This window comes from Methylomicrobium lacus, from assembly GCF_041897535.1.
GTDB classification, from domain to species: Bacteria; Pseudomonadota; Gammaproteobacteria; order Methylococcales; family Methylomonadaceae; genus Methylomicrobium; species Methylomicrobium lacus_A.
In genome coordinates this window covers 3,486,490-3,506,783 of the sequence record NZ_CP169217.1, presented here as the reverse complement: position 1 = coordinate 3,506,783, position 20,294 = coordinate 3,486,490, and the positions used below count along the sequence as shown (strand labels likewise).

At 55.3% G+C, this 20,294-nt stretch carries 19 protein-coding genes; 15 read left to right on the top strand and 4 right to left on the bottom strand.

Annotation, left to right across the window (positions count from 1 at the left end; translation table 11 throughout):
• Positions 1–73: 73 nt before the first annotated feature.
• Positions 74–277 carry a hypothetical protein gene (locus ACEPPP_RS15740; RefSeq protein ID WP_374088277.1) on the top strand — a complete coding sequence of 68 codons (204 nt, stop codon included), beginning with the start codon at positions 74–76 and terminating at the stop codon, positions 275–277.
• 75 nt (positions 278–352) lie between these two features.
• The gene (gene cysN, locus ACEPPP_RS15735; protein WP_374088276.1) at positions 353–1,975 is read left to right on the top strand and encodes a sulfate adenylyltransferase subunit CysN; all 1,623 of its coding nucleotides are present in this window, start codon (positions 353–355) and stop codon (positions 1,973–1,975) included.
• Positions 1,976–2,071: 96 nt separating this feature from the next.
• On the opposite strand, the gene ACEPPP_RS15730 is transcribed toward cysN, so the two are convergent.
• Positions 2,072–2,713, bottom strand: coding sequence for a phospholipid-binding protein MlaC (locus tag ACEPPP_RS15730; protein ID WP_374088274.1), 642 nt, complete (start codon positions 2,711–2,713; stop codon positions 2,072–2,074).
• A 152-nt stretch (positions 2,714–2,865) separates the two neighbouring features.
• Between ACEPPP_RS15730 and hemB the strand changes: the two genes are divergently transcribed.
• From hemB to ACEPPP_RS15705, 5 genes are all read left to right on the top strand, one after another.
• On the top strand, positions 2,866–3,870 hold the full coding sequence (hemB, locus tag ACEPPP_RS15725; RefSeq protein WP_374088272.1) for a porphobilinogen synthase: 1,005 nt from the start codon (positions 2,866–2,868) through the stop codon (positions 3,868–3,870).
• A 91-nt stretch (positions 3,871–3,961) separates the two neighbouring features.
• Entirely contained in the window at positions 3,962–4,477 is a 516-nt protein-coding gene (locus tag ACEPPP_RS15720) for a hypothetical protein (RefSeq protein ID WP_374088270.1), read from the top strand.
• A complete protein-coding gene (gene aroE, locus ACEPPP_RS15715) occupies positions 4,478–5,314 on the top strand; it encodes a shikimate dehydrogenase (protein WP_374088268.1) in 837 nt (278 codons plus the stop codon).
• Between the two features lie 20 nt (positions 5,315–5,334).
• On the top strand, positions 5,335–6,423 hold the full coding sequence (dinB, locus tag ACEPPP_RS15710) for a DNA polymerase IV (RefSeq protein WP_374088266.1): 1,089 nt from the start codon (positions 5,335–5,337) through the stop codon (positions 6,421–6,423).
• Between the two features lie 297 nt (positions 6,424–6,720).
• On the top strand, positions 6,721–8,520 hold the full coding sequence (locus ACEPPP_RS15705; RefSeq protein WP_374088264.1) for an ABC transporter transmembrane domain-containing protein: 1,800 nt from the start codon (positions 6,721–6,723) through the stop codon (positions 8,518–8,520).
• Between the two features lie 169 nt (positions 8,521–8,689).
• Here the strand turns inward: ACEPPP_RS15705 and ACEPPP_RS15700 are convergent, their stop codons facing one another.
• Positions 8,690–11,434: an NACHT domain-containing NTPase gene (locus ACEPPP_RS15700; RefSeq protein ID WP_374088262.1), complete on the bottom strand. Its 2,745-nt coding sequence runs from the start codon at positions 11,432–11,434 to the stop codon at positions 8,690–8,692.
• A gap of 197 nt (positions 11,435–11,631) precedes the next feature.
• Positions 11,632–12,513, bottom strand: a complete 882-nt coding sequence (ubiA, locus tag ACEPPP_RS15695) for a 4-hydroxybenzoate octaprenyltransferase (RefSeq protein WP_374088260.1) — start codon at positions 12,511–12,513, stop codon at positions 11,632–11,634.
• 92 nt (positions 12,514–12,605) lie between these two features.
• On the opposite strand from ubiA, the gene arsC reads away from it, so the two are divergent.
• From arsC to ACEPPP_RS15655, 8 genes are read left to right on the top strand one after another with little or no spacing between them, the layout of a single operon-like run.
• Positions 12,606–12,953 (top strand): arsenate reductase (glutaredoxin), encoded by a 348-nt coding sequence (gene arsC, locus ACEPPP_RS15690; RefSeq protein WP_374088258.1) that lies wholly within the window; start codon positions 12,606–12,608, stop codon positions 12,951–12,953.
• Between the two features lie 2 nt (positions 12,954–12,955).
• Positions 12,956–13,555, top strand: a complete 600-nt coding sequence (gene wrbA, locus ACEPPP_RS15685) for an NAD(P)H:quinone oxidoreductase (RefSeq protein ID WP_374088256.1) — start codon at positions 12,956–12,958, stop codon at positions 13,553–13,555.
• A gap of 5 nt (positions 13,556–13,560) precedes the next feature.
• Complete coding sequence (locus ACEPPP_RS15680; RefSeq protein WP_374088254.1) at positions 13,561–13,905, top strand: DUF2069 domain-containing protein; 345 nt, start codon at positions 13,561–13,563, stop codon at positions 13,903–13,905.
• Between the two features lie 3 nt (positions 13,906–13,908).
• Positions 13,909–14,610 (top strand): DnaA regulatory inactivator Hda, encoded by a 702-nt coding sequence (gene hda / locus ACEPPP_RS15675; protein ID WP_374088252.1) that lies wholly within the window; start codon positions 13,909–13,911, stop codon positions 14,608–14,610.
• Positions 14,594–15,565, top strand: coding sequence for a ketopantoate reductase family protein (locus ACEPPP_RS15670; RefSeq protein WP_374088250.1), 972 nt, complete (start codon positions 14,594–14,596; stop codon positions 15,563–15,565). Before hda ends, ACEPPP_RS15670 begins: the two co-directional genes overlap by 17 nt.
• Positions 15,552–16,070: a DUF2380 domain-containing protein gene (locus ACEPPP_RS15665; RefSeq protein WP_374088248.1), complete on the top strand. Its 519-nt coding sequence runs from the start codon at positions 15,552–15,554 to the stop codon at positions 16,068–16,070. The genes ACEPPP_RS15670 and ACEPPP_RS15665 overlap by 14 nt, the downstream gene beginning before the upstream one ends.
• Before the next feature lie 52 nt (positions 16,071–16,122).
• Positions 16,123–17,727 carry an NAD-binding protein gene (locus tag ACEPPP_RS15660; protein ID WP_374088246.1) on the top strand — a complete coding sequence of 535 codons (1,605 nt, stop codon included), beginning with the start codon at positions 16,123–16,125 and terminating at the stop codon, positions 17,725–17,727.
• Positions 17,724–18,419 (top strand): NAD-binding protein, encoded by a 696-nt coding sequence (locus ACEPPP_RS15655; protein ID WP_374088245.1) that lies wholly within the window; start codon positions 17,724–17,726, stop codon positions 18,417–18,419. The genes ACEPPP_RS15660 and ACEPPP_RS15655 overlap by 4 nt, the downstream gene beginning before the upstream one ends.
• Positions 18,420–18,578: 159 nt before the next feature.
• Here the strand turns inward: ACEPPP_RS15655 and ACEPPP_RS15650 are convergent, their stop codons facing one another.
• Entirely contained in the window at positions 18,579–20,120 is a 1,542-nt protein-coding gene (locus tag ACEPPP_RS15650; RefSeq protein ID WP_374088242.1) for a cation:proton antiporter, read from the bottom strand.
• Between the last annotated feature and the right edge of the window lie 174 nt (positions 20,121–20,294).

Here is a 20,294-nt window from a genome sequence, read left to right as displayed (position 1 = left end):
ATGATTAATTGCGTTCGGCAAGTTTCGGTTCTCTGGCTGGTCTTGACTGGCAAAATTTTGACAGGAATTATCCATGCAATTACATGAAGAGATACAACAGCACCTTGTGAGACTAGAGCCCCGTCTGCAAGCCGAGGTCTTGGATTTTGTATTGTTGTTGGAACAAAAACAACAGCAATTGCTACCCAAAACAGCGACCGACGAAGAAGACGCTTTAAAGATTCATCAACAATTGATGGATCAATACGCCGACGCCTTTACAAAATTAGCGCAGTAAAAACAGCATTGCAAGTAAGCGCTTTATAAAAAGCGGAGCACCCTTTATAACAAATAAGGCAATTTTAGGAACCCCATGTCCCACCAATCCGACCTCATCAGCACCGACATCAACGCCTATCTGGCGCAACACGAACGCAAGGAACTGCTCCGATTTTTAACCTGCGGCAATGTCGATGACGGCAAAAGCACGCTGATCGGGCGTTTGCTGCACGATTCGAAAATGATCTATGAAGATCAGCTGGCCGCGGTGCAGGCGGATAGCGTCAAATCGGGCACCACCGGCGCCGGCAAGATCGACCTGGCGCTCTTGGTCGACGGCTTGCAGGCCGAGCGCGAACAGGGCATCACGATCGACGTCGCCTACCGCTATTTTTCGACCTCGACGCGCAAATTCATCATCGCCGATACCCCGGGCCACGAACAATACACCCGCAACATGGCGACCGGCGCGTCGACCTGCGATCTCGCGATCATTCTGATCGACGCGCGCTACGGCGTGCAGACCCAGACCAAGCGGCACAGCTTCATCGCCTCCTTGCTCGGCATTCAGCATATCATCGTCGCGATCAACAAGATGGACCTGGTCGGTTACAGCGAAGAAACATTCAATAAAATCAAGCAGGACTACCTGCAGTTCACCGCCTCGTTAGCCTTGCATGATGTCCGCTTCATCCCGATTTCGGCGCTGGACGGCGACAACGTGGTCAACCGCAGCGGCAACATGCCGTGGTTCAGCGGCGAACCTTTGATGGACGCACTGAATAACGTCAAGATCGCGAATGACCACAATTTCGCCGATGCGCGTTTCCCGGTGCAATATGTGAACCGGCCGAACCTGGATTTCCGCGGCTTCTGCGGCACCGTCGCGGCCGGCGTGTTCAGGCAAGGCGACAAGATCACCGCCCTGCCCTCCGGCAAATCGAGCCGGATCAAGGCAATCGTGACCTACGACGGCGAACGCGCGGAGGCCTTCCCGCCGATGGCGGTCACCTTCACGCTGGAAGACGAGATCGACATCAGCCGCGGCGACCTGATCGTCGGCAATGAAACCCAGGCCGCAACCGTCGCCGACAAATTCAGGGCCAAAATCGTCTGGATGCACGAAAAGGCGCTAACGCCGGGACGCCAATATACGCTCAAACTCGCGACGCGCAGCGTGTCGGGTTCGGTGTCGATGATCCATCACCGGATCGACGTGAATACGCTCGAACACCATGACGCCAGCGAATTGAAGCTGAACGAAATCGGCAATTGCACCCTCTCGGTCAATGCGCCGGTCGTCTTCGATCCATACAAAACCAGCAAAGGCACCGGCTCTTTCATCATCATCGACCGCCTGACCAACGGCACGGTCGGCGCCGGCATGATCATCGGCACGACCGAGGACGAAGTGTCGCGCCCTGTCAGCATCGAGGAACGCGCGGCCCGCTTCAGCCAGCAAGCGGCGGCGATCTCGATCAGCGGCACGAACGGCAAGGAGATCGCCTATCAACTGGAAAGAAAACTGTTCGACAACGGCCATGCCGCGACCGTACTGGAAGCTTCGGATGCAGGCTTGATCCAGGCGATCAAAAACGCCGGCTTGATAGGCTTGTGTGTGAACGGCAAGGAAGGCTGCGACAGCGCCTTCGACAGCGATGAACTGCCGATCGATGACATTTACAACAGCCTGAAAGACAGGAAGATTATCTACTAAGAGGATAGCCCGGGCGGAAAGCTCAGCGTTTCCGCCCGGTCAACAAAGCCATCAACAAGGCGGCGGCATCAGATACCGTTCCGCCTTCATTTTCGATCAGGATGCGGCTTTGGCCGACAACGCTTCCGCATTACGCTTGGCCAACCCGTCGATCACCGCCGCCAGCGAGCCTTTTTGCTGCACTTCGTTCGTGAAGGTCGTCCGGTAGTTGGTGACCAGGCTGACGCCTTCTATCATGATGTCATAGACCTTCCACTGTCCGGTGTTGCTCGAAAACATCCGGTAATTGACGCCGACCGGCTGGATGCCAGGCTGCAGCACTTCGGTTTTGACGATCACCTTGTTCGCGCCGGGCTCCATGTCTATCGGCAGGAAGCGAACCGACCATTCCTTGAATTCGACGAAGGCGCGCGAGTAGGTCCTGACCAATAAGGTCTGGAATTCGCGCTTGAAGCGTTCGCGTTCATCAGGGCTCGCCTCTTTCCACAGCTTGCCAAGCACCAGCGCGGAAATCTTGTCGAAATCGGTATGCGGATAAATTACCTCATTTACGAATTGGGCGATTTTCGCGAAATCGTTTTTAAATGCTTGATCCTGTAACCGCAGTTTTAGCTTATCGGAGGCATCCTGGATCGCCTGCTGAGGCGGCAGCAAGTCTTGCGAATACGCCCCCGAAACCGGCAGCAACGTCATAAAGAACAGACATAAACCGAAAATCGTAAATTGTTTGAACTTCATAATAAACCTCGGAAAAATAGAAATCTTTTGCCTGTCATTTTCAACTGCCGAAAATGACTTTCCTGATACAATAAAAACCCGCGAAGCCACTGCGGCCGGCGCGGCCTATGGTGCTCGATTGAGATTTTTCCAACCCCAAGAGCTCTGACAAGATGTCCTATCATACCATCAATTTCCCTAAAACACGCATGAGAAGAATGCGTTATAACGATTTTTCGCGCCGCTTGATGCGCGAACATCGTTTGACCGTCGACGATCTGATTTATCCTGTTTTTGTGACCGAAGACAGCAATCAAAGAGTCCCGATCGCGTCGATGCCGGGCATCGAAAGACTGTCGCTGGACCTGCTTGTCGAAGAAGCCTACGAGCTATTCAGCCTCGGCATTCCGGCCATCGCGCTGTTTCCGGTCATCACCCCCGAGAAAAAATCCGACCTCGCGAAGGAAGCCTTCAATCCGGAAGGCCTCGTACAAAGCACCGTCAGGGCCTTGAAAGAAGCCGTGCCGGAACTCGGCATCATTACCGACGTGGCGCTGGACCCTTATACCTCGCACGGACAGGACGGCCTGATCGACCAAGACGGCTATGTGCTGAACGACGAAACGATCGAAGTGTTGGTCAAACAGGCCCTGTCGCACGCCGATGCCGGCGCCGACATCGTCGCGCCCTCGGACATGATGGACGGACGCATCGGCGCAATCCGGCAGGCGCTGGAAGAAAACCGTCATCGCAACACCCGAATCTTAGCCTATTCCGCAAAATACGCATCGAGTTTTTACGGCCCGTTCCGCGACGCCGTCGGCTCGTCGGCCGCCTTGGGCAAGGCCAATAAATATAACTACCAGATGGATCCGGCCAATTCCGACGAGGCGCTGCGCGAAATCGCGCTGGATTTGCAGGAAGGCGCCGACATGATCATGGTCAAGCCCGGCATGCCCTATCTCGACATCATTCGAAGGGCCAAGGACGAATTCGGCGTGCCGACCTTCGCCTACCAGGTCTCGGGCGAATACGCGATGTTGAAAGCGGCCTCGCAGAACGGCTGGCTCGATGAAAAACAGGTCGTATTGGAATCGCTGTTGGCGTTCAAACGCGCCGGCAGCGATGCGATTCTGACTTATTTTGCCAAATCCGTGGCAGAATGGCTGCAAGATTGATCCACCGCTGATTCGATCGGCTCGCCGAACCGATAGCCGATTGGCGGCGACCGCCGTATAAAGCATAAAAACAATAACCGGAGCCCTGTACATGACCGACGATTCCATGATTTCCGCCAGACGCAAGCGCCAAATTGAAGCGATCATCCTGATTATATTGTTGGTATTATCCCTGACCGGCATTTTCATCAACGATTATTCGCCCGCCGACGGCTTTGGCTATTGGGTCATGATGGTCTTTGTGTTCGCGTTTTTCGCGATCGTGCTGGGCTGGCTGCAGTCGAGGCAGAGCGGCGAGGACTTCATGACCGTGTTGCGCGATCAGGCCCTGCACTGGCTCTTCTCCCTGCTCGTGGTCGGCGGTGCGTCGATCGTGTTGAAGCCGGAAGACGACTCGGGACTGATCATCCTGTTGATCCTGTCCTTGGCAACCGCTTTGGATGGTTTGCGCGTCGGCTGGCGTTTCTGCATCGTCGGCATCTTTTTAGGGGTTTCCGCGGTCATCCCTGTCTATACGGAGCATTTTTTCTGGGTGGAATTGATGATCGTCGCGGCCATCGTCACCCTGACCATCATCAGAAGCTTTTGGCTGAGGAAAAACAATTAAATGAGCACAACGGACCGCTACGCCGTATTCGGCAGCCCGATCAAGCACAGTAAATCCCCCCGCATTCACCGCCTGTTCGCCGAACAGACCGGCCAAGCGCTGAGCTACGAAGCCCTGGAAGTCACGGCCGAGGCGTTTCCTGACGAAGTCGGCGGCTTCTTCGCGGCCGGCGGCAAGGGGCTGAACTGCACGGTGCCGTTGAAAGAGCTGGCCTACCGCTTCGCGGGCGTCAAGACCGAACGCGCCGAACGCAGCAAGGCCGTCAACACGCTCGCGCTGCAAACGGACGGCACCGTTCTCGGCGACAACACCGACGGCTGCGGCCTGGTCACGGACCTGTTGTCCAATCATCAGTTGACCCTGGCCGGCAAGCGTGTGTTGATTCTCGGCGCCGGCGGCGCCAGCCGAGGCATCATCGGACCGATCCTGGAACAAGCGCCAAGCCGGCTGGTGATCGCGAACCGCACCGCCGATAAAGCCGTGTCGCTTGCCGAGGAATTCAGCACAAGGGGCGACATATCCGGCTGCGGCTTTGAAGCGCTCGCTCAATCGCAATTCGACCTGATCCTGAATGCGACCTCCGCCAGCCTGAGCGGCCAACTGCCCCCGCTGCCCGATCACCTGCTCGCCGGCCAGGGCAGCTGTTACGATCTCGCCTACGGCAACGAGCCGACCGCCTTCGTGCGCTGGGGCATAGCGCACGGCGCGCGGCTTAGCCTGGACGGCCTCGGCATGCTGGTCGAGCAGGCGGCCGAAGCCTTCTTGATCTGGCGCGGCGTGAGGCCGCAAACGCGGCCCGTGATCGAGCTGCTCGACCAGGAAAGAAAAAAACCATAGCCGTTCACCCGGCACATGTGATGACGATCGACCGGCCTCAACGCAAAATCATTCATATCGACATGGATGCCTTTTTCGCAGCGGTCGAGCAGCGCGACAACCCGGCCTATCGGGGCAAAGCCATCGTCGTCGGCGGCCGGCCGGATGCGCGGGGCGTGGTCGCGACGTGCAGCTACGAAGCCAGAAAATACGGCATCCATTCGGCGATGCCGTCTTCCCACGCTTACCGCCTCTGTCCTCAGGCCATCTTCGTGAAACCGCGTTTCGAGGTGTATAAGGAGGTCTCGGCAGCCATCCGCCGCATTTTCTCCGACTATACCGAACTGTTCGAGCCTCTGTCGCTCGATGAAGCCTATCTGGATGTGAGCGCGGTATCGCGCTGCCAGGGTTCTGCGACCCTGATCGCGAAGGAGATCAAGGAGAGGATTCGCCGGCAAACCGGACTGACCGCCTCGGCGGGCATTTCCTACAACAAATTTCTGGCGAAGATCGCCTCCGACATCAACAAACCCGACGGCCTGTATTTGATTACGCCCGAGCAGGGACCGGGATTCGTCGAACAACTGGCGATCGGAAAATTCCACGGCATCGGCAAGGCCACAGAGCAGAAAATGCATGCCCTCGGCATCCGTACCGGCCAGGACCTGAAACAGTGGCCGCTACCGTTGTTGGTGCAGCATTTCGGCAAGTCCGGCCAGCACTATTACGACATCGCCCGCGGCATCGACGAACGGCCGGTCCGCAATTTCCGGCCGAGCAAATCGGTCGGCGTCGAAATCACCTACCAGGAAGACCTGGAAGACCCTGCGGTGATCCTGCAACAACTGCTCGACCTGATGCGCAAGGCACTGGCCCGGCTGGCCGCCAAGCAAATGACCGCGCATACGCTCACGGTCAAACTCAAATATCACAACTTCGTGCAGATCACCCGCAGCAAAACGCTGTCCCAGGCGATTACCCGCGTCGAGGGATTCGAGGGGGTCCTGGCCGACTTGCTGAAAGACACCGAGGTCGGCGCGAAGAAAGTGCGCTTGCTCGGCATTGCCCTCTCCTCCCTGGACTCGGCGGCGCCATTGAATTGGCGACAACTGGATCTGTTCGATTATTAAAATCGGCGCGGAGCTTTATTCACGCTGCTTTTGCACCGTTTTTTCATGATGATTCGGATCGTGTCGATTTTGCCCTTTGGTATTTTCACATCCCGCAAGAAAACCCAGAATGAAAAGTATCAGAATGGATGACTTCATCATGCCCTCCTCAATCGCTTAGCGGTGAGGTTATACAATAGCAAATTCCGCTGTCATGTTCCGAAGAGATTCTCAGTAATTCCCCCTCGCGAATATTTTCTCGTTTCGACTTCCGAAGCCATGAGAAAATGAATCCAGTCCCTCAAACACCGGCTGCGGATGTCACTCTCGAAATCGATCAAAACCGACTCCTCTCGACGCCTGTCTTCCCTGAAGACTTTGTGGCCTTTCCTGCGCCCCTATCGCGGCAGAATCTCGCTGGCATTCGTGCTGCTGTGCCTCGGCTCGGCCACCATCCTGTTGGTTCCGCTGGCGTTCCGTGACCTGATCGATTTCGGTTTCGGGCAACGGCAACACGCCGGCGCCGGCTTGCTCGGTTCGCTGAGCCTGAACGGCCGCTTCGCGGTCCTGTTCGGATTGGCGTGCCTGTGGGCATTGGCCGTTTCGGCGCGTTATTACACCGTGACCTGGATCGGCGAGCGGGTCACGGCGGATCTGCGCACGGCGGTATATGCGCGGGTGCTGGTACAGTCCCCGCAATTTTTCGAGACTTTGCAAACCGGCGAGGTGCTGTCGCGCCTGACCGGTGACACCATCCTGATCCAGACCGTGGTCGGCAGCTCCGTTTCGATGGGTCTCAGAAGCCTGTTCCAGTTTATCGGCGGCATGATCATGCTGGCGGTGACCAGTCTGCATCTGTTCTCTCTGAACCTGGGTCTGATGGCTTTATTGACGCTGCCCATCTTGGCGATCGGCCGCAAAGTGAAAAAGCTCTCCCGCGAATCGCAGGACAGAATAGCTGATGCCTCGGCGCTGGCGGGCGAGATTCTGAACGCGGTGCCGACGGTCCAGGCCTATACGCAGGAAACGCGAGAAACCCGACGCTTCGCCGAGCGTGCGGAAGTCAGTTTCAAGACCGCCATCCGGCGCACCCGGGTGCGTGCGGCGCTGACGGCGCTGATCATCATGGCCGTGATGGGCTCGATCATTTTCGTGCTGTGGGTCGGCGCGAACCTGGTGCACGAGGGCGGCATGACGGGCGGACAGCTGGCTTCCTTCGTGCTGTATGCGGTCCTGGTCGCGGGCGGGGTCGGCACCATGGCGGAAGTCTGGGGCGATATCATGCGGGCGGCCGGGGCAACCGGGCGCCTGCTGGAACTGCTCCATGCCAAGCCCGCCATTGTCGAAGCCAACGTGCCGGAACCGCTACTGCGCCCCGAAAAAGCCGAGATTCGCTTCGACCATGTCTCCTTCCATTACCCATCGCGGATGCAGACAGCCGCACTCGCTGACATCACGCTCGCTATCGCTCCGGGCGAAAGCATCGCGCTCGTCGGCCCTTCCGGGGCCGGCAAGTCCACCCTGTTCCAGCTGTTATTGCGTTTCTACGAGGTATCGGACGGCACGATCCGTTTCAACGGGCAGGACATTCGCGAACTTTCCCTGCAGGAATTACGCAACAGGATTGCGATCGTGCCGCAGGACCCGGTGATCTTCTCGGCCAATGCCCTGGAAAACATTCGTTACGGCCGCCCCGATGCCAGCGATGAGGAAGTCATCGCCGCCGCCAAATCGGCGCAAGTGGAAGAATTCATCCACCGCCTGCCGGAAGGTTATCAGACCTTTCTGGGGGAACGCGGTACCCGCCTGTCCGGCGGACAGCGCCAGCGCATCGCGATCGCGCGGGCGATTCTGAAAAATGCGCCGCTCCTGCTGCTCGACGAAGCCACCAGTGCCCTCGATGCGGAATCCGAAATCCTGGTGCAGGAAGGCTTGAACACGGCCATGCAGGGACGTACCACCCTGATCATTGCGCACAGGCTGGCCACGGTGAAGAAGGTCGGCCGTATCATCGTCCTGAACCAGGGACGTATCGTCGAAACCGGCGCACCGGAGGATTTACGCAGACAGAGCGGATTGTACGCCAGGCTTGCCAGCCTGCAATTCGATATTCAATAAGCGAAGCTCATTAATGGCAAATGGGAGAAAAGTCTTCCTACAATAGCATCGTTGGTTGGGTTGGCGAAGACAACCCAACTTTTCGACTGATCCGTACGTCAGGTGTTGGGTTGCGGTACTCCGCAACCCAATCAACCTACGCCGATTGTTGTTAGGAGCTTATCACGTTTTATGTGCTCACTGTTAGCAAAGCATTATCACGCTTAACTCTCAGTTCCGACACAAAACTTCGAACATTAGTAATCAAGATTTCATCAGTAACCCACTTTTGTTGAATAGCGGTTTCTAGATCATGTAGAAACCTATCTAGTAAATCGAAATTCTCCTCACCGCGATAAAGCCCAAAATCATATTCGCGGGTGAGCTGCAACCAGTGGGGAGTTACTTTTTCGCTACGCAAAGTTTCTATTGCTTGAAGCGTGTTTTGAAAAAACTGCGGTTGCGAAAATTGTGAAATAATCTTATTCCATTTAACCCTATTAATAAATGAGCCGATTAAGAAAAATACTAGTTCTCCAGAATGTTCCGGTACAGTTTGTAGCAAAATATCTAGATATTGAAGCAAAGAAACACCCTCAGTTCTGTGGGCCGCCTCCTCAGTTCCCCAACTAAGCGGGAACAGTGCCCAATTTTTCGGAAGTTTATTTGTCTCCATAGATAAGGCAGAATGCAAATCATCAGGAGTTCTTGGTTCCGTAACAAAAAATAACCATACCTGAAATAATAGGGACTCATGGCAAACAGAGGCTTGACTCCAAGTAAGGGGACTTATCCTCAAACATTCACAAAGTGCTTCGCGGAAATTAACTTGATTTAGTGTTCTCAGCTCTGGACTGAAGCTAAAATCAACCGTTCCATCTAAACCAATAGGAAGCGGACTACAAAATACCCCCGATACTGGTGGACCGTCCTCAATATTAACCCCTTTCTTAAGAAGTTTTAGCAATTGCGCACTCAGCCAAGACTCAGTCAGGCGGTGTGGCAGTAGCTGATCATAGATGAGACTTATGGCCAAAACGAAATCCTCAACTTCTGGTTCGTCAATTACCTGCTCGATATAGCTTTGTAAATCCCCCGGCGCAGTAAGACCCGCCCAGAAAAATAGAACGGTATTCCAGCGGTCATGATGCCGCTCTCTGAACAAGCGAAGGCGATCCACCCTTTGCCCATCTCCATCAATTTGGTCGCCATCCCTTATTGCCGCCGCGACGAGGAATTCCCCAACGCTTTTATGCACGAAACTCCAGGTCCCCGGTCCTACTAATAAACCTGTTCTCTCTCGAAGGTGGTCCAGCACTACTTCGGGTTCATAGGCACAGCCCAGATTGGACAGGTTATCAGAGAACCATTGCTGAATTTCAACATCACCAAGCTGTTCGATCTCTGTCAAATGCAAATATAAAGCCAATCTCGTTAGTACCCGCTTTTTCAGATCGGGATTAAGGTCAATTACCGAAGGGATCCCCCAGCGACTATCCCAGAGCCCAAGCATGCCATCAATATAGCGCTCATAGAGTTTGGCCCGCCCGCGAGGCAATTCACCGTCTATATGATGAACCATCAGGAGCGTCGCCAACATTAACGGTGTACCAACCAACGGTTTAAGTACAGCATCCTGTAGCCAATGTCTGGCAAGCTCATTCGCGTCAATGTTGTGTGACTTCCCCGCCAACAAAGGCGCATGGTCATACCAACGTTCAATATAATCTACTATTCTGGGTTCATCGAATGGCTGCATATCCCAACGAACCCAGGGTTTGTAAAGATCCTCTAAGTGACAGGAGGTCAATGGCCTGGAAGTAAGAATTAAACCGGCTCTGTCTATTGCAGCACCTAAATCCTTAATCCAATCGAGAATGGAATCTCTTCGTGCCGGAGGAATCTCATCAAAACCATCGAGAATAAAGGTAATCGCACCTGACTGACACCATTCTCTAACCGCTATAGCATCGACTTCTTCACGAAGGTGGGTACCCGCAGCATCACGGACAATATCAAGGTAGGAGGGTAATGGCTCCTGTTTTACCAAGTCTCGAAGACGGATTAGCATTGCCAATCGTGGTTCACTTTGCGTAAGTTGCAATTTCTGCAACCAACGACTCCAAGTGCTTTTGCCGGCACCTGGCGCGCCAATAACAAGTGCCCTTATGCCTAGCGTAGTGAAACAATCAGCAATTTCGGTTTCGGTGCTGATCGTTATCTCTTTTCTATATTCTTTGGAATCAATCACCTCTACAGAGGTTCGCCCCAGTTCAGGGACGACAAAGCATTGCTCAATTGGAACCGCATCGGGCCTCTCACCTCGTAGCCCAGTCAAATCTAATTGAAATTCAACACGCTGCGCCAAGGACTGGCGAACGCGGATAATTAATCCATCAGCAGCATCGACGTCTTTAGAAAGAAGCGAATCTATATTTTTCGCTACTGTTCCCAAAGTTATTGCAATGTCATCGAGACGGCGGAATCCGTCTCTGAAACCTTCGATTTTCCATGCTTCGACTGCAGTAGGATACATACAAATAAGATTGGCAATCTGTGGAAATACAAGCGCGTATAGATCCTGTAAGCTTTCATTACGAATAGATTCAGGAAGTTGACCGTTAGCATAACGTTGATCAAAAAGTTTTTGCCCATCCAATGATGCCGCGAAAAATTCTTGCGGTTTAGTCAAAAGATCGGCTAACTCTGATTCACAGGTAGCGATAAGAATTCCTCGTTTGTATTCTGCTATTCGCTCACTATCAAAGAAAGGCACAAGTTGTTCAACGACTTGAGCAATGGAATCATCGATACGGCTTTCGATTTTTCGCTTCGTCAGAAACGGCTCAACCGTAACATTGACTCGTTTTGAAATTGCTTCAAAAACAAGTTTTTTAACTAATTCAAACAAAATGGCGCTGATTTCAATTGCCATAGATAGCCTTTAGAAACAAGAAAGATAGAGTGTTTGTTTGGCATGAATTCTTAATTACGCCAAACTCGGTAAGGCGAATCGGTCGGGTTCCGCCTGATGTTAAGTTTGGGTTTCTTCTTATTTTGCCGGAACGCCTCGGTAACTACTCCCTGCGTTGCCCTACCTCCTGCATCCATGCAGTCGTATCGGCTTCCGCCCTACACAAACAGATAATCCAATACCAACCCGATAAAAACCGCCAACCCAAACCAGTTGTTATTCAAAAATGCCTTGAAACAGAGCGTTTTTTCGCGGTGAAAAATCAGTTTCTGCTGATAAACCGCAAGCCCCGCCGCGACCAGAAGCCCCATGTAATAAAAGAATCCCAGCCCTTCTATACGCCCGACGATCACCAACAGGCCAAGCATCACGATCTGCAACGCCCCCATGATATGGCGGTCATAGTCGCCGAACAGGATCGCGGTCGATTTGACGCCGATCTTCAGGTCATCGTCCTTGTCCACCATCGCGTACATCGTGTCATAAATCAGCGCCCAGAGCAGCACGGCCAGGTACAAGATCCAGCCGACCAAAGGAATCGTGTTCGTCTGCGCGGCGAATGCCATCGGCACCGCCCAGCCGAAAGCGGCTCCCAGATAAGCCTGCGGCAGATGCGTGAAGCGCTTCATGAACGGATAGCTGGCCGCCAGAAAGGCGCCGATGAACGACAGGCCGATCGTGAACGGGTTCATCAGCAGCACCAGCCCGAACGACACTAAAGTCAGCACGGCGAACAAAATCAGCGCCTCCTTCGGCTGCACGCGGCCGGCCGCGATCGGGCGCTGTTGGGTGCGTTCGACATGCGGGTCGAAATCGCGGTCGGCATAATCGTTGATCACGCAGCCGGCGGCCCGCATCAGCACCACGCCAAGGAAAAACACCGTAAACACCAGCGCATCCGGCTTGCCCCGGCCTGCGATCCAGAGCGCCCACAGCGTCGGCCATAATAGAATCAGCGTGCCGATGGGACGGTCGAAACGGGCGAGCAGCCAATATTGTTTAACGCGATCGGCGATGCGATCCGAAATGAGTGTGGTCAAGAGATAACCCCTTTTTCAGCGAGAGTTTGGGCAAGAAATGTTATTATAACTTTTTTAATTGAAAGAGCGCCGAAGCGCCAAGAGCAGCCGTTATGAAGGTTAAAATTTATCATAATCCGCGTTGCAGCAAATCCCGGGAAACGCTGCAGTTGTTGCGGGACAAGGGTATCGAACCGGAGATTGTCGAATATTTGAAAAATCCGCCGAGCGCGGAAGAACTCGACGCGATTCTGCAAAAACTCGGGATCGAACCGCGCGACCTGATGCGTAAAAAAGAGAAGCCTTACGATGAATTGGACCTGTTCGACAAGTCGCTGGACCGGCAGACCTTGATCCGCGCGATGGTCGAGAACCCGATCCTGATCGAGCGCCCGGTCGTGGTGATCGGCGATAAGGCCGCGATCGGCCGGCCGCCGGAAAACGTGCTCGCGATCCTATAGCGATGACCAAGATCCTAGTGCTTTATTTCTCTCGGCACGGCGCGACCGCCGGCATGGCGATGCAGATCGCGCGCGGCGTCGAATCGGTCGACGGCGCGGAGGCTATCATCAGGACCGTGCCCGACGTGTCCGCGGTGTGCGAAAAAACCGCCGAGCGGATTCCCGCGCAGGGCCCGGTGTATGCGACGCTGGACGATCTGAAAAACTGCGATGGCCTGGCGCTGGGCAGTCCGACCCATTTCGGCAACATGGCCGCGCCGTTGAAATATTTCCTCGACGGCACGACCCCGATCTGGTTTTCGGGCGCGCTGGCGGGCAAGCCGGCCGGCGTGTTCACCTCGACCGGCAGCCTGCACGGCGGCCAGGAGAGCACGCTGTTGTCGATGATGCTGCCGCTGCTGCATCACGGCATGCTGCTGGTCGGACTGCCCTACACCGAGGCGGCGCTGCGCGAGACCACCTCGGGCGGCACGCCGTACGGTCCGAGCCATATGGAAGAGAAGAATTCGCTGCTCAGCGACCCCGAAAAGACGTTGTGCCGGGCGCTCGGCAAACGCCTCGCGCTCACCGCAAAAGCGCTGAAGGCGGGCATGCCGGTTTGAACAAGATGGCGCAGACCTTTCGTTATCTGACGCTCACCGGTTATTTCGGGCTGTTCGCGCTGATGATGCTGTGGCCTACCGTGCTGGCGGCTGCACCGCAAATACCGGTCGCTCTGGTGCTGATCGTCACGGTGACGCCGCTGTTGCTGCTGGTGCGCGGCTTGCTGGCGTTCAATCCGAAAAGCTATGCCTGGGCCGGCTTCATCAGTCTCCTGTATTTCGCGCACGGCGCGGTCGAAGTTTACGCGAATGCCGGCGCCCGCTGGCTGGCCGGGTCTGAAATCCTGTTCAGCCTGCTGCTGTTTTTCGGGTCGGCGCTGGCGCTCCGTTTTCGCCGGCAAGCCCCTTGAAGCATGGCAAAACAGCTACCGTTGCAGTTCGTATTCAGGGCCAACCAAACGTTCCAGGATTTTTTTCCGGGCGCGAACTCGGCCGTCTTGAATCATCTGCAACGCTGCGTCGCCGGCAGCGGCGAAACGTTCATTTTTCTCTGGGGACAGTCAGGGCTCGGCAAGAGCCACTTGCTCCAGGCTTGCTGCCACGAGGCGCAAAAGCTGGGCCTTTCGAGCTTCTATTTCGACCTGCAGCAAGCCGCCGGTGCTTCCGCCGAATTGCTGAACGGTCTCGAAGCCTTAGAACTCGTCTGTCTCGACAATGTCGAAAAGATGGAGGGCCTTGCCAACTGGGAACTGGCCTTGTTCAATTTTTTCAACCGGCACCGGGACCTCGGGCATAGGCTGATCATCTCGTCCAATGTCGGTCCGAAAGCCTTGGCGATTGAATTGCCCGACCTGAAAACGCGCCTGAATTGGGGGCTCGCCTTGCACATAGCGACGCCGGACGATAAAGGCCGTATTGCCGCGCTGGAGTATAAAGCCCGGCGCATGGGCCTGGAGATTTCGCCGCAGGCCGGGCGCTTCCTGTTGAACCGCGCCGACCGCGACATGGCGTCCTTATGGCGTCTGCTCGACAATCTCGACCAGGCCTCCTTGTCCGCCAAGCGCAAATTGACCATCCCTTTTTTGAAACAGATTTTGGATGAAAACCCCAGCTAGCAAAGTACTGGTCGTCGGCGCCGGCGCGATCGGCGCCTTTTACGGATCGCTGCTCGCGAAGGCCGGCGCAGAAGTGTCGGTGGTCTGTCGCTCGGATTACGACACGGTCAAACAATCCGGCTTCACGATCGTCAGCGCCGATCTCGGCAGTTATCGCTTCATGCCGGAACAAGTGCTCAAGGACGCCGCGGACTATCAAGGGCCTGCGGACTATGTGCTGCTCTGCACCAAAATACTGCCCGGCGCCGATCGGGCCGCGCTGCTGCGCCCCGTGGTCGCGCCGCAAACTTCGATCGTGTTCATCCAGAACGGTGTCGATATCGAACAGGAAATGCTCGCGGCCTTCCCCGATAACGAAGTCGTCAGCGGTCTCGCGTTCATCTGCTGCAACCGGATCGGGCCGGGAGAGATCGCGCATCTGGCCTACGGCCGTCTGGCGCTGGGCAACCTGCCGGGCTCGGTCAGCGCAAAAACCCTGGAATTGTGCCGCCTGTTTCGAGAGACCGGCATCGACTGTAATGCGAGCGCTGCGATCGTCGCCGAACGCTGGCTCAAATGCGTCTGGAATGCGCCGTTCAATCCGTTGTCGGTGCTGTCCGGCGGTCTCAGCACGGCCGAAATCCTGCACAGCGAAGAGCCTTTCGTGCGTCATATCATGCAGGACGTCTGCCGGATTGCCGAAGCCCTGGGCCACCCCTTGCCGGTCGATGCGGTGGAGCAAAACATCGAAAAGACCTACCGGATGCCGCCCTATAAGACCAGCATGCTGCTCGACTACGAACAAGGCCGGCCTTTGGAAACCGAGGCGATTCTCGGCAATGCCGTGCGCGCGGCCGAACGCGCGAACGTGTCCTGCCCTTACCTGGAATCGCTTTATGCGTCGATCCGCTTGAAACTGCTGGCGGACGCCAAACGCCGGCACTCCAACACAGCTTGCAGCCATGCGCCGTCATAAACCGGCTTCAGGCTGCCTGTTGGCGTTTTTGCTGCTGTTTGCGGTTTACAGCAGCGCGGCGCCCCGTATCGCGGTGCTCGATTTTGAACTGAAGGATTTAACCCCTGCGCCCTCTATTCCGGCCGAAGTCGCCCGCACGGCCAGCATCAAACCGCTGCTGGAACAGGAACTTGCGAAAGCGCACTACCCGATCGTCCAGATCGATCGCCGCGACATCGCCGAGGCCGCCGCCGGCCCCGGCTACCTGTTCAATCACCACGACCTGGCCGCCGAACTGGGAAGAACGGTTGGCGCCGACTATGTCGTGGTCGGCAGGCTGCACAAGCCCAGCTACCTGTTCGCCTATCTGATGGCGCATCTGGTCGATGTGCGGCAGGGCAAACTGATCGGCGATTATATTTCCGAGATCAAAGGCGGCGACAAGAAGTTGACCCTGAAAGGGGTCGAAAGCCTGGCCCGGAAAATCACCGCAACGCTTGCCCCAGATGCCTCTCGATCCAGGTGAACCCTGAATGCCGCAGCCAGTCAACGGTTAATCTCACATTCTCCCTGCCGACATGCTGACGCGACTGCTGATCTACCTCGCCTACTTCCTGAAAACCTCGGCACGGTATCAAAGCACCAAACATTTTTTCCGGCGTTTGTTGGTGATCCCGCAGAGCCGGCCGAAAGCCTATTTCGATGTTTTCATGATCGTGATCGTGATCATCAGCGTGTTCCTGCAGATCGACAAAGTCAGCCATCAGCCGCCGCACTGGCATCTGGTCTTTGAAGATTGCATCGTCGCGCTGTTCATCCTCGAATATCTGTTGCGCGCCTGGATCCACAACGACAGCCATCAAATCGTCCTGGATCATTACGAGCGCTCGGAATACCTGGACATTCCGTTCAAACTGCACAAGGTGTTGAGCGCGATCGCGGCGAGAAAAATCGACTATGCGTTCAGCCCGCTGGCGTTGATCGATTTGCTGGCCATCCTGCCCAGCTACCGGCCTTTGCGCTTCTTGCGGGTGTTTCTGATTTTCCGCCTGTTCAAGCTGTTCCGCTACATCAACAGCATCAAGCTGTTCACCCAGATTCTCTCGAACAAGCGCTTCGAGCTTTATACCCTGGCGGTATTTTTGGGGCTGCTGCTTTTTATCGGCAGCACCGCCATTTTTCTGTTTGAAAATCCGGGGAGCGGCGGCGATGTCCATGACCTCTTCGATGCCTTCTATCTGGCCGTCGTGACCATGTCGACGGTCGGCTACGGCGACATCGCCCCCCAAACCGCCGGAGGACGCCTGGTTGTGATGGGACTGATTTTTACCGGAGTCGGCGTATTGTCATTCTTCACCTCGATCATCGTCTCGGCCTTTAACGATAAAGTGAATGACCTCAGGGAGAATCAGGTGTATGCGGAATTGCACCAGCTCGAAGGGATCGTGATCATTTGCGGCTTCGGCCGGGTCGGCATGCACATCGCGCGGCAGCTTGCTGAGCATCAACAGCCTTTCGTGATCATCGATAAACTGGATCATCATATAGAAGGCGCCAGACACCTCGGTTATCTGACCATCCATGGCGATGCGAGCAAAAACGAGGTGCTGACCCTGGCCGGCATCAACCGTAACGCCTCGGCGATTTTATGCACGACCGGCGACGACGTCAGCAATGTTTACATCACACTGACCAGCCGTCAGTTGAATCCCGCGATTCGGATCATTTCGCGCGCCTACCTGCATGACAATGTCCGTAAACTGTATCAGGCCGGCGCGAATCATGTGATCGAGCCGTTCGAAATCGCCGGCATGGCCGCCGCCGAATATGTCGGGCAACCGGTCGCCTTCGGAGCGATCGTCGGCATCATGCACGAAGAAAAAGAATTCGTTCTCGACACGGTGTGCGCGCATCCGGGCTCTTCGATCATCGGCAAAAAAATCGCCGACATCGATTTCGGTCACAGCAAGCTGATGCTGATCGGCGTGATCAGCGCCCATCCCGAGCATCTCAAACAACATGAGCGTTATCCCATGCAGGACCGGCATTTTTATTTCAACCCGAAAAACACTTTCGAGGTGCAGGAAGGTGATTTGCTGGTCGTTTTAGGCAAACAGATCGGCATTGAGTATTTTCGCTATCAGATCGAAAAAAGCCGCTTCAAACTGGGCAGGAAAAAATGAAAAAAATTGCGGTATTCGGCGACCCCCGCATGGCGCTGGAAGCGCTGTCCCGATTCGACAAGGAAACCAGCACCGTCATTTACGCCGCGCAAAATCGTCACGATGCCGAGTTCATCGCGGACCAGGGTTTTGCTTCCGAAGTGATCGATTTTCGCGATGACAGCGCGCTGCATGCGCTCGGTATCGGCGTCGACATCGATTATTTATTCTGTTTTTTCGCGGCCGACTCGGACAATGTGTTTTTGACGCTGTCGGCGCGCGCGCTCGACGAAAACCTGAACATCATCGCGACCATCGATGCGCCTGACTCCGCCGAGAAATTATTGGCCGCCGGCGCCAGCAAAATCATCGATCCCTACGAAATCAGCGGGCGCAAAACCTATGAAATTCTGACCAAGCCCGAAATCACCCACATTCTGGATCAGACCGTGCACCGGCGGCACAATCTGAATATCGCCGAAATCGAAATTCCGGAAGGCTCCTGGCTCGAAAACCGCAAAACCAGCGCGCTGAAACTAAACGAGCGCCATAACCTGATCCTGCTCGGCGTGGTCGATAAGGAAATCGGCGAGCAACTGCATTTCGCGGTCGGCGACAAGGAGCATATGCTGAATGCCGGCGATGTGCTGGTGGTGATGGGGCCGGCCAGGGAAATCAAGGCATTCAAGGAATGCCTTGATGACTCGGGATAATGTTTGACTCAATTATCGATGAACTTTTTTATTAGCTTGCTTTGGGAGCGCACATGCCCAAGAAAAGACCTATCGGTAAACAAGTAATCAATTGGCACGAACTCGAAGCCGACGACGTAGTTGAACGCCTAAGGATTTCGGGGCTTCCTTTATTTATTCCTAAAACTCGAACTTGTCGCCCAGTATGTGCCGAGCCAACTGGTTTCCGGCTTCGACCAGCGGTTGGATCATAAAATCCGCTCCGAGCTGCCCTAATTGCTGCTGCTCTTCTGGATCAAAACAAATCGTACCTATCTGTCCTTTATAGCCCCTTTTTCTGAGCTGGCGTACGGCCGAGCAGCGCGCATCGAATTCGGGCAGGGTCAGGAGAATGCCTTTCACCCTCTCCAACGGCAGTCCTGACCAAAGTTCGGGGTCTTCGGCATCCCCGTAAATCACCCGCCGTCCCTCGGCCAGCAGGCTTTCCAGCACGGTCGGATCGGCATCCAAGCCGACGACACGCTTTTCCCGTTGATGCAAAGCCAGATAGGCGGCTTGTCCGGTACGACCCATGCCCACGACCAGCCATTCGGCGACACCGATCGATTCGGGCAGCCGGTCCGGATGCCAGGATTTTTTCTCGAAACGGATCAAGAACGGCTCGCACCATGAAAACAACTCATGCGAATACCGGTTCAAAGGCGCCGCGACCGCAAGCGATCCAGCTACCGCCAGGGCGATAGTGGAATTCCATTCCGGCGACAGCAGATTCGCCTTCACTATCGCGCCGGTGGTGATCAACGCAAACTCGCTGTAGGTCATCAATGCCAGCGACGAAATAAAGGCGGTGCGGGCGCGCAGACCCGCCATCAAGAACAGCCCAAAGAACAAGATGCCTTGCAGCGGCAACATGCCCAGCAGCCCGAGCGCATGGAGGACTTGATCGTAATTCGGCAGGCCGGTCAGACCGATTTGCAGAAAAAACGCAACCAGAAAGACTTCCTTGAGGCTCCAAAGTTTGTCGGAAAGATCGTCGATTTGAGGATGAGCTGCCAGCATCACCCCCATCAGCAGGGCACCGAGGTCGGGCGAAACGCCGACGTTTTGCGCGGATAAACCGCCGGCCAGCGCGAGAGAAACACCCAGCAGCAGCTTTAATTCGTCAGCCTGGCTTATCGTGAGCAAACGATGCGCCAAGGGACGCAGCATGGGCAACAGCAATAAGGCGAAAGCCCAGTACGAGGGCTGCCTGCCGTCGGCGAAAGCCAGCAGGACGATCGCCACGACATCCTGCAGAATCAGGATGCTGAGCACGTCCCGGCCATGCAGGGTGGACAATTCGCCATTGTCATCCAATACCTTGATCGCCAGCACGGTACTGGAAAAAGCGAGGCTCGCGCCCAATATCAAGCCGCCTGCCGTTTGTTCGCCCTGCAGCAGAAAAACGATGCCGGCGACGCCGGTGACCACAAACAAATGCCAACCGCCGACGCTCAACACTTCCTGACGCAGCAAAGAGCGCAATTTGATTTTCAAGCCTACCGTGAACAGCAAGAGTTCGATGCCGATGTCGGCCAGATGCGTCAAGGTTTGTGCGGACTCTACACCGAAAGCGTGCAGAATATAGCCGGCAGCTAAATAGCCGACCAACGGCGGGAAAGACAGACGGCTAGAGATCAAACCTACGAGGTAGGCGGTGCCAACCCAAACTAATTCCATCATGTATTGATTGTCCTGTTGTATTCGAGCTGATCAGTTCAAACAAATAGAGAGAAAGTCGTGGTGAATTCACGATGTAACTCAATCATTCAACAATGATTCTATAAGAATCGACCCCATCATACAAAATCCAGCACGCACTCAATCGAGATTTCCGATGCGGAAACCGTCTCTACA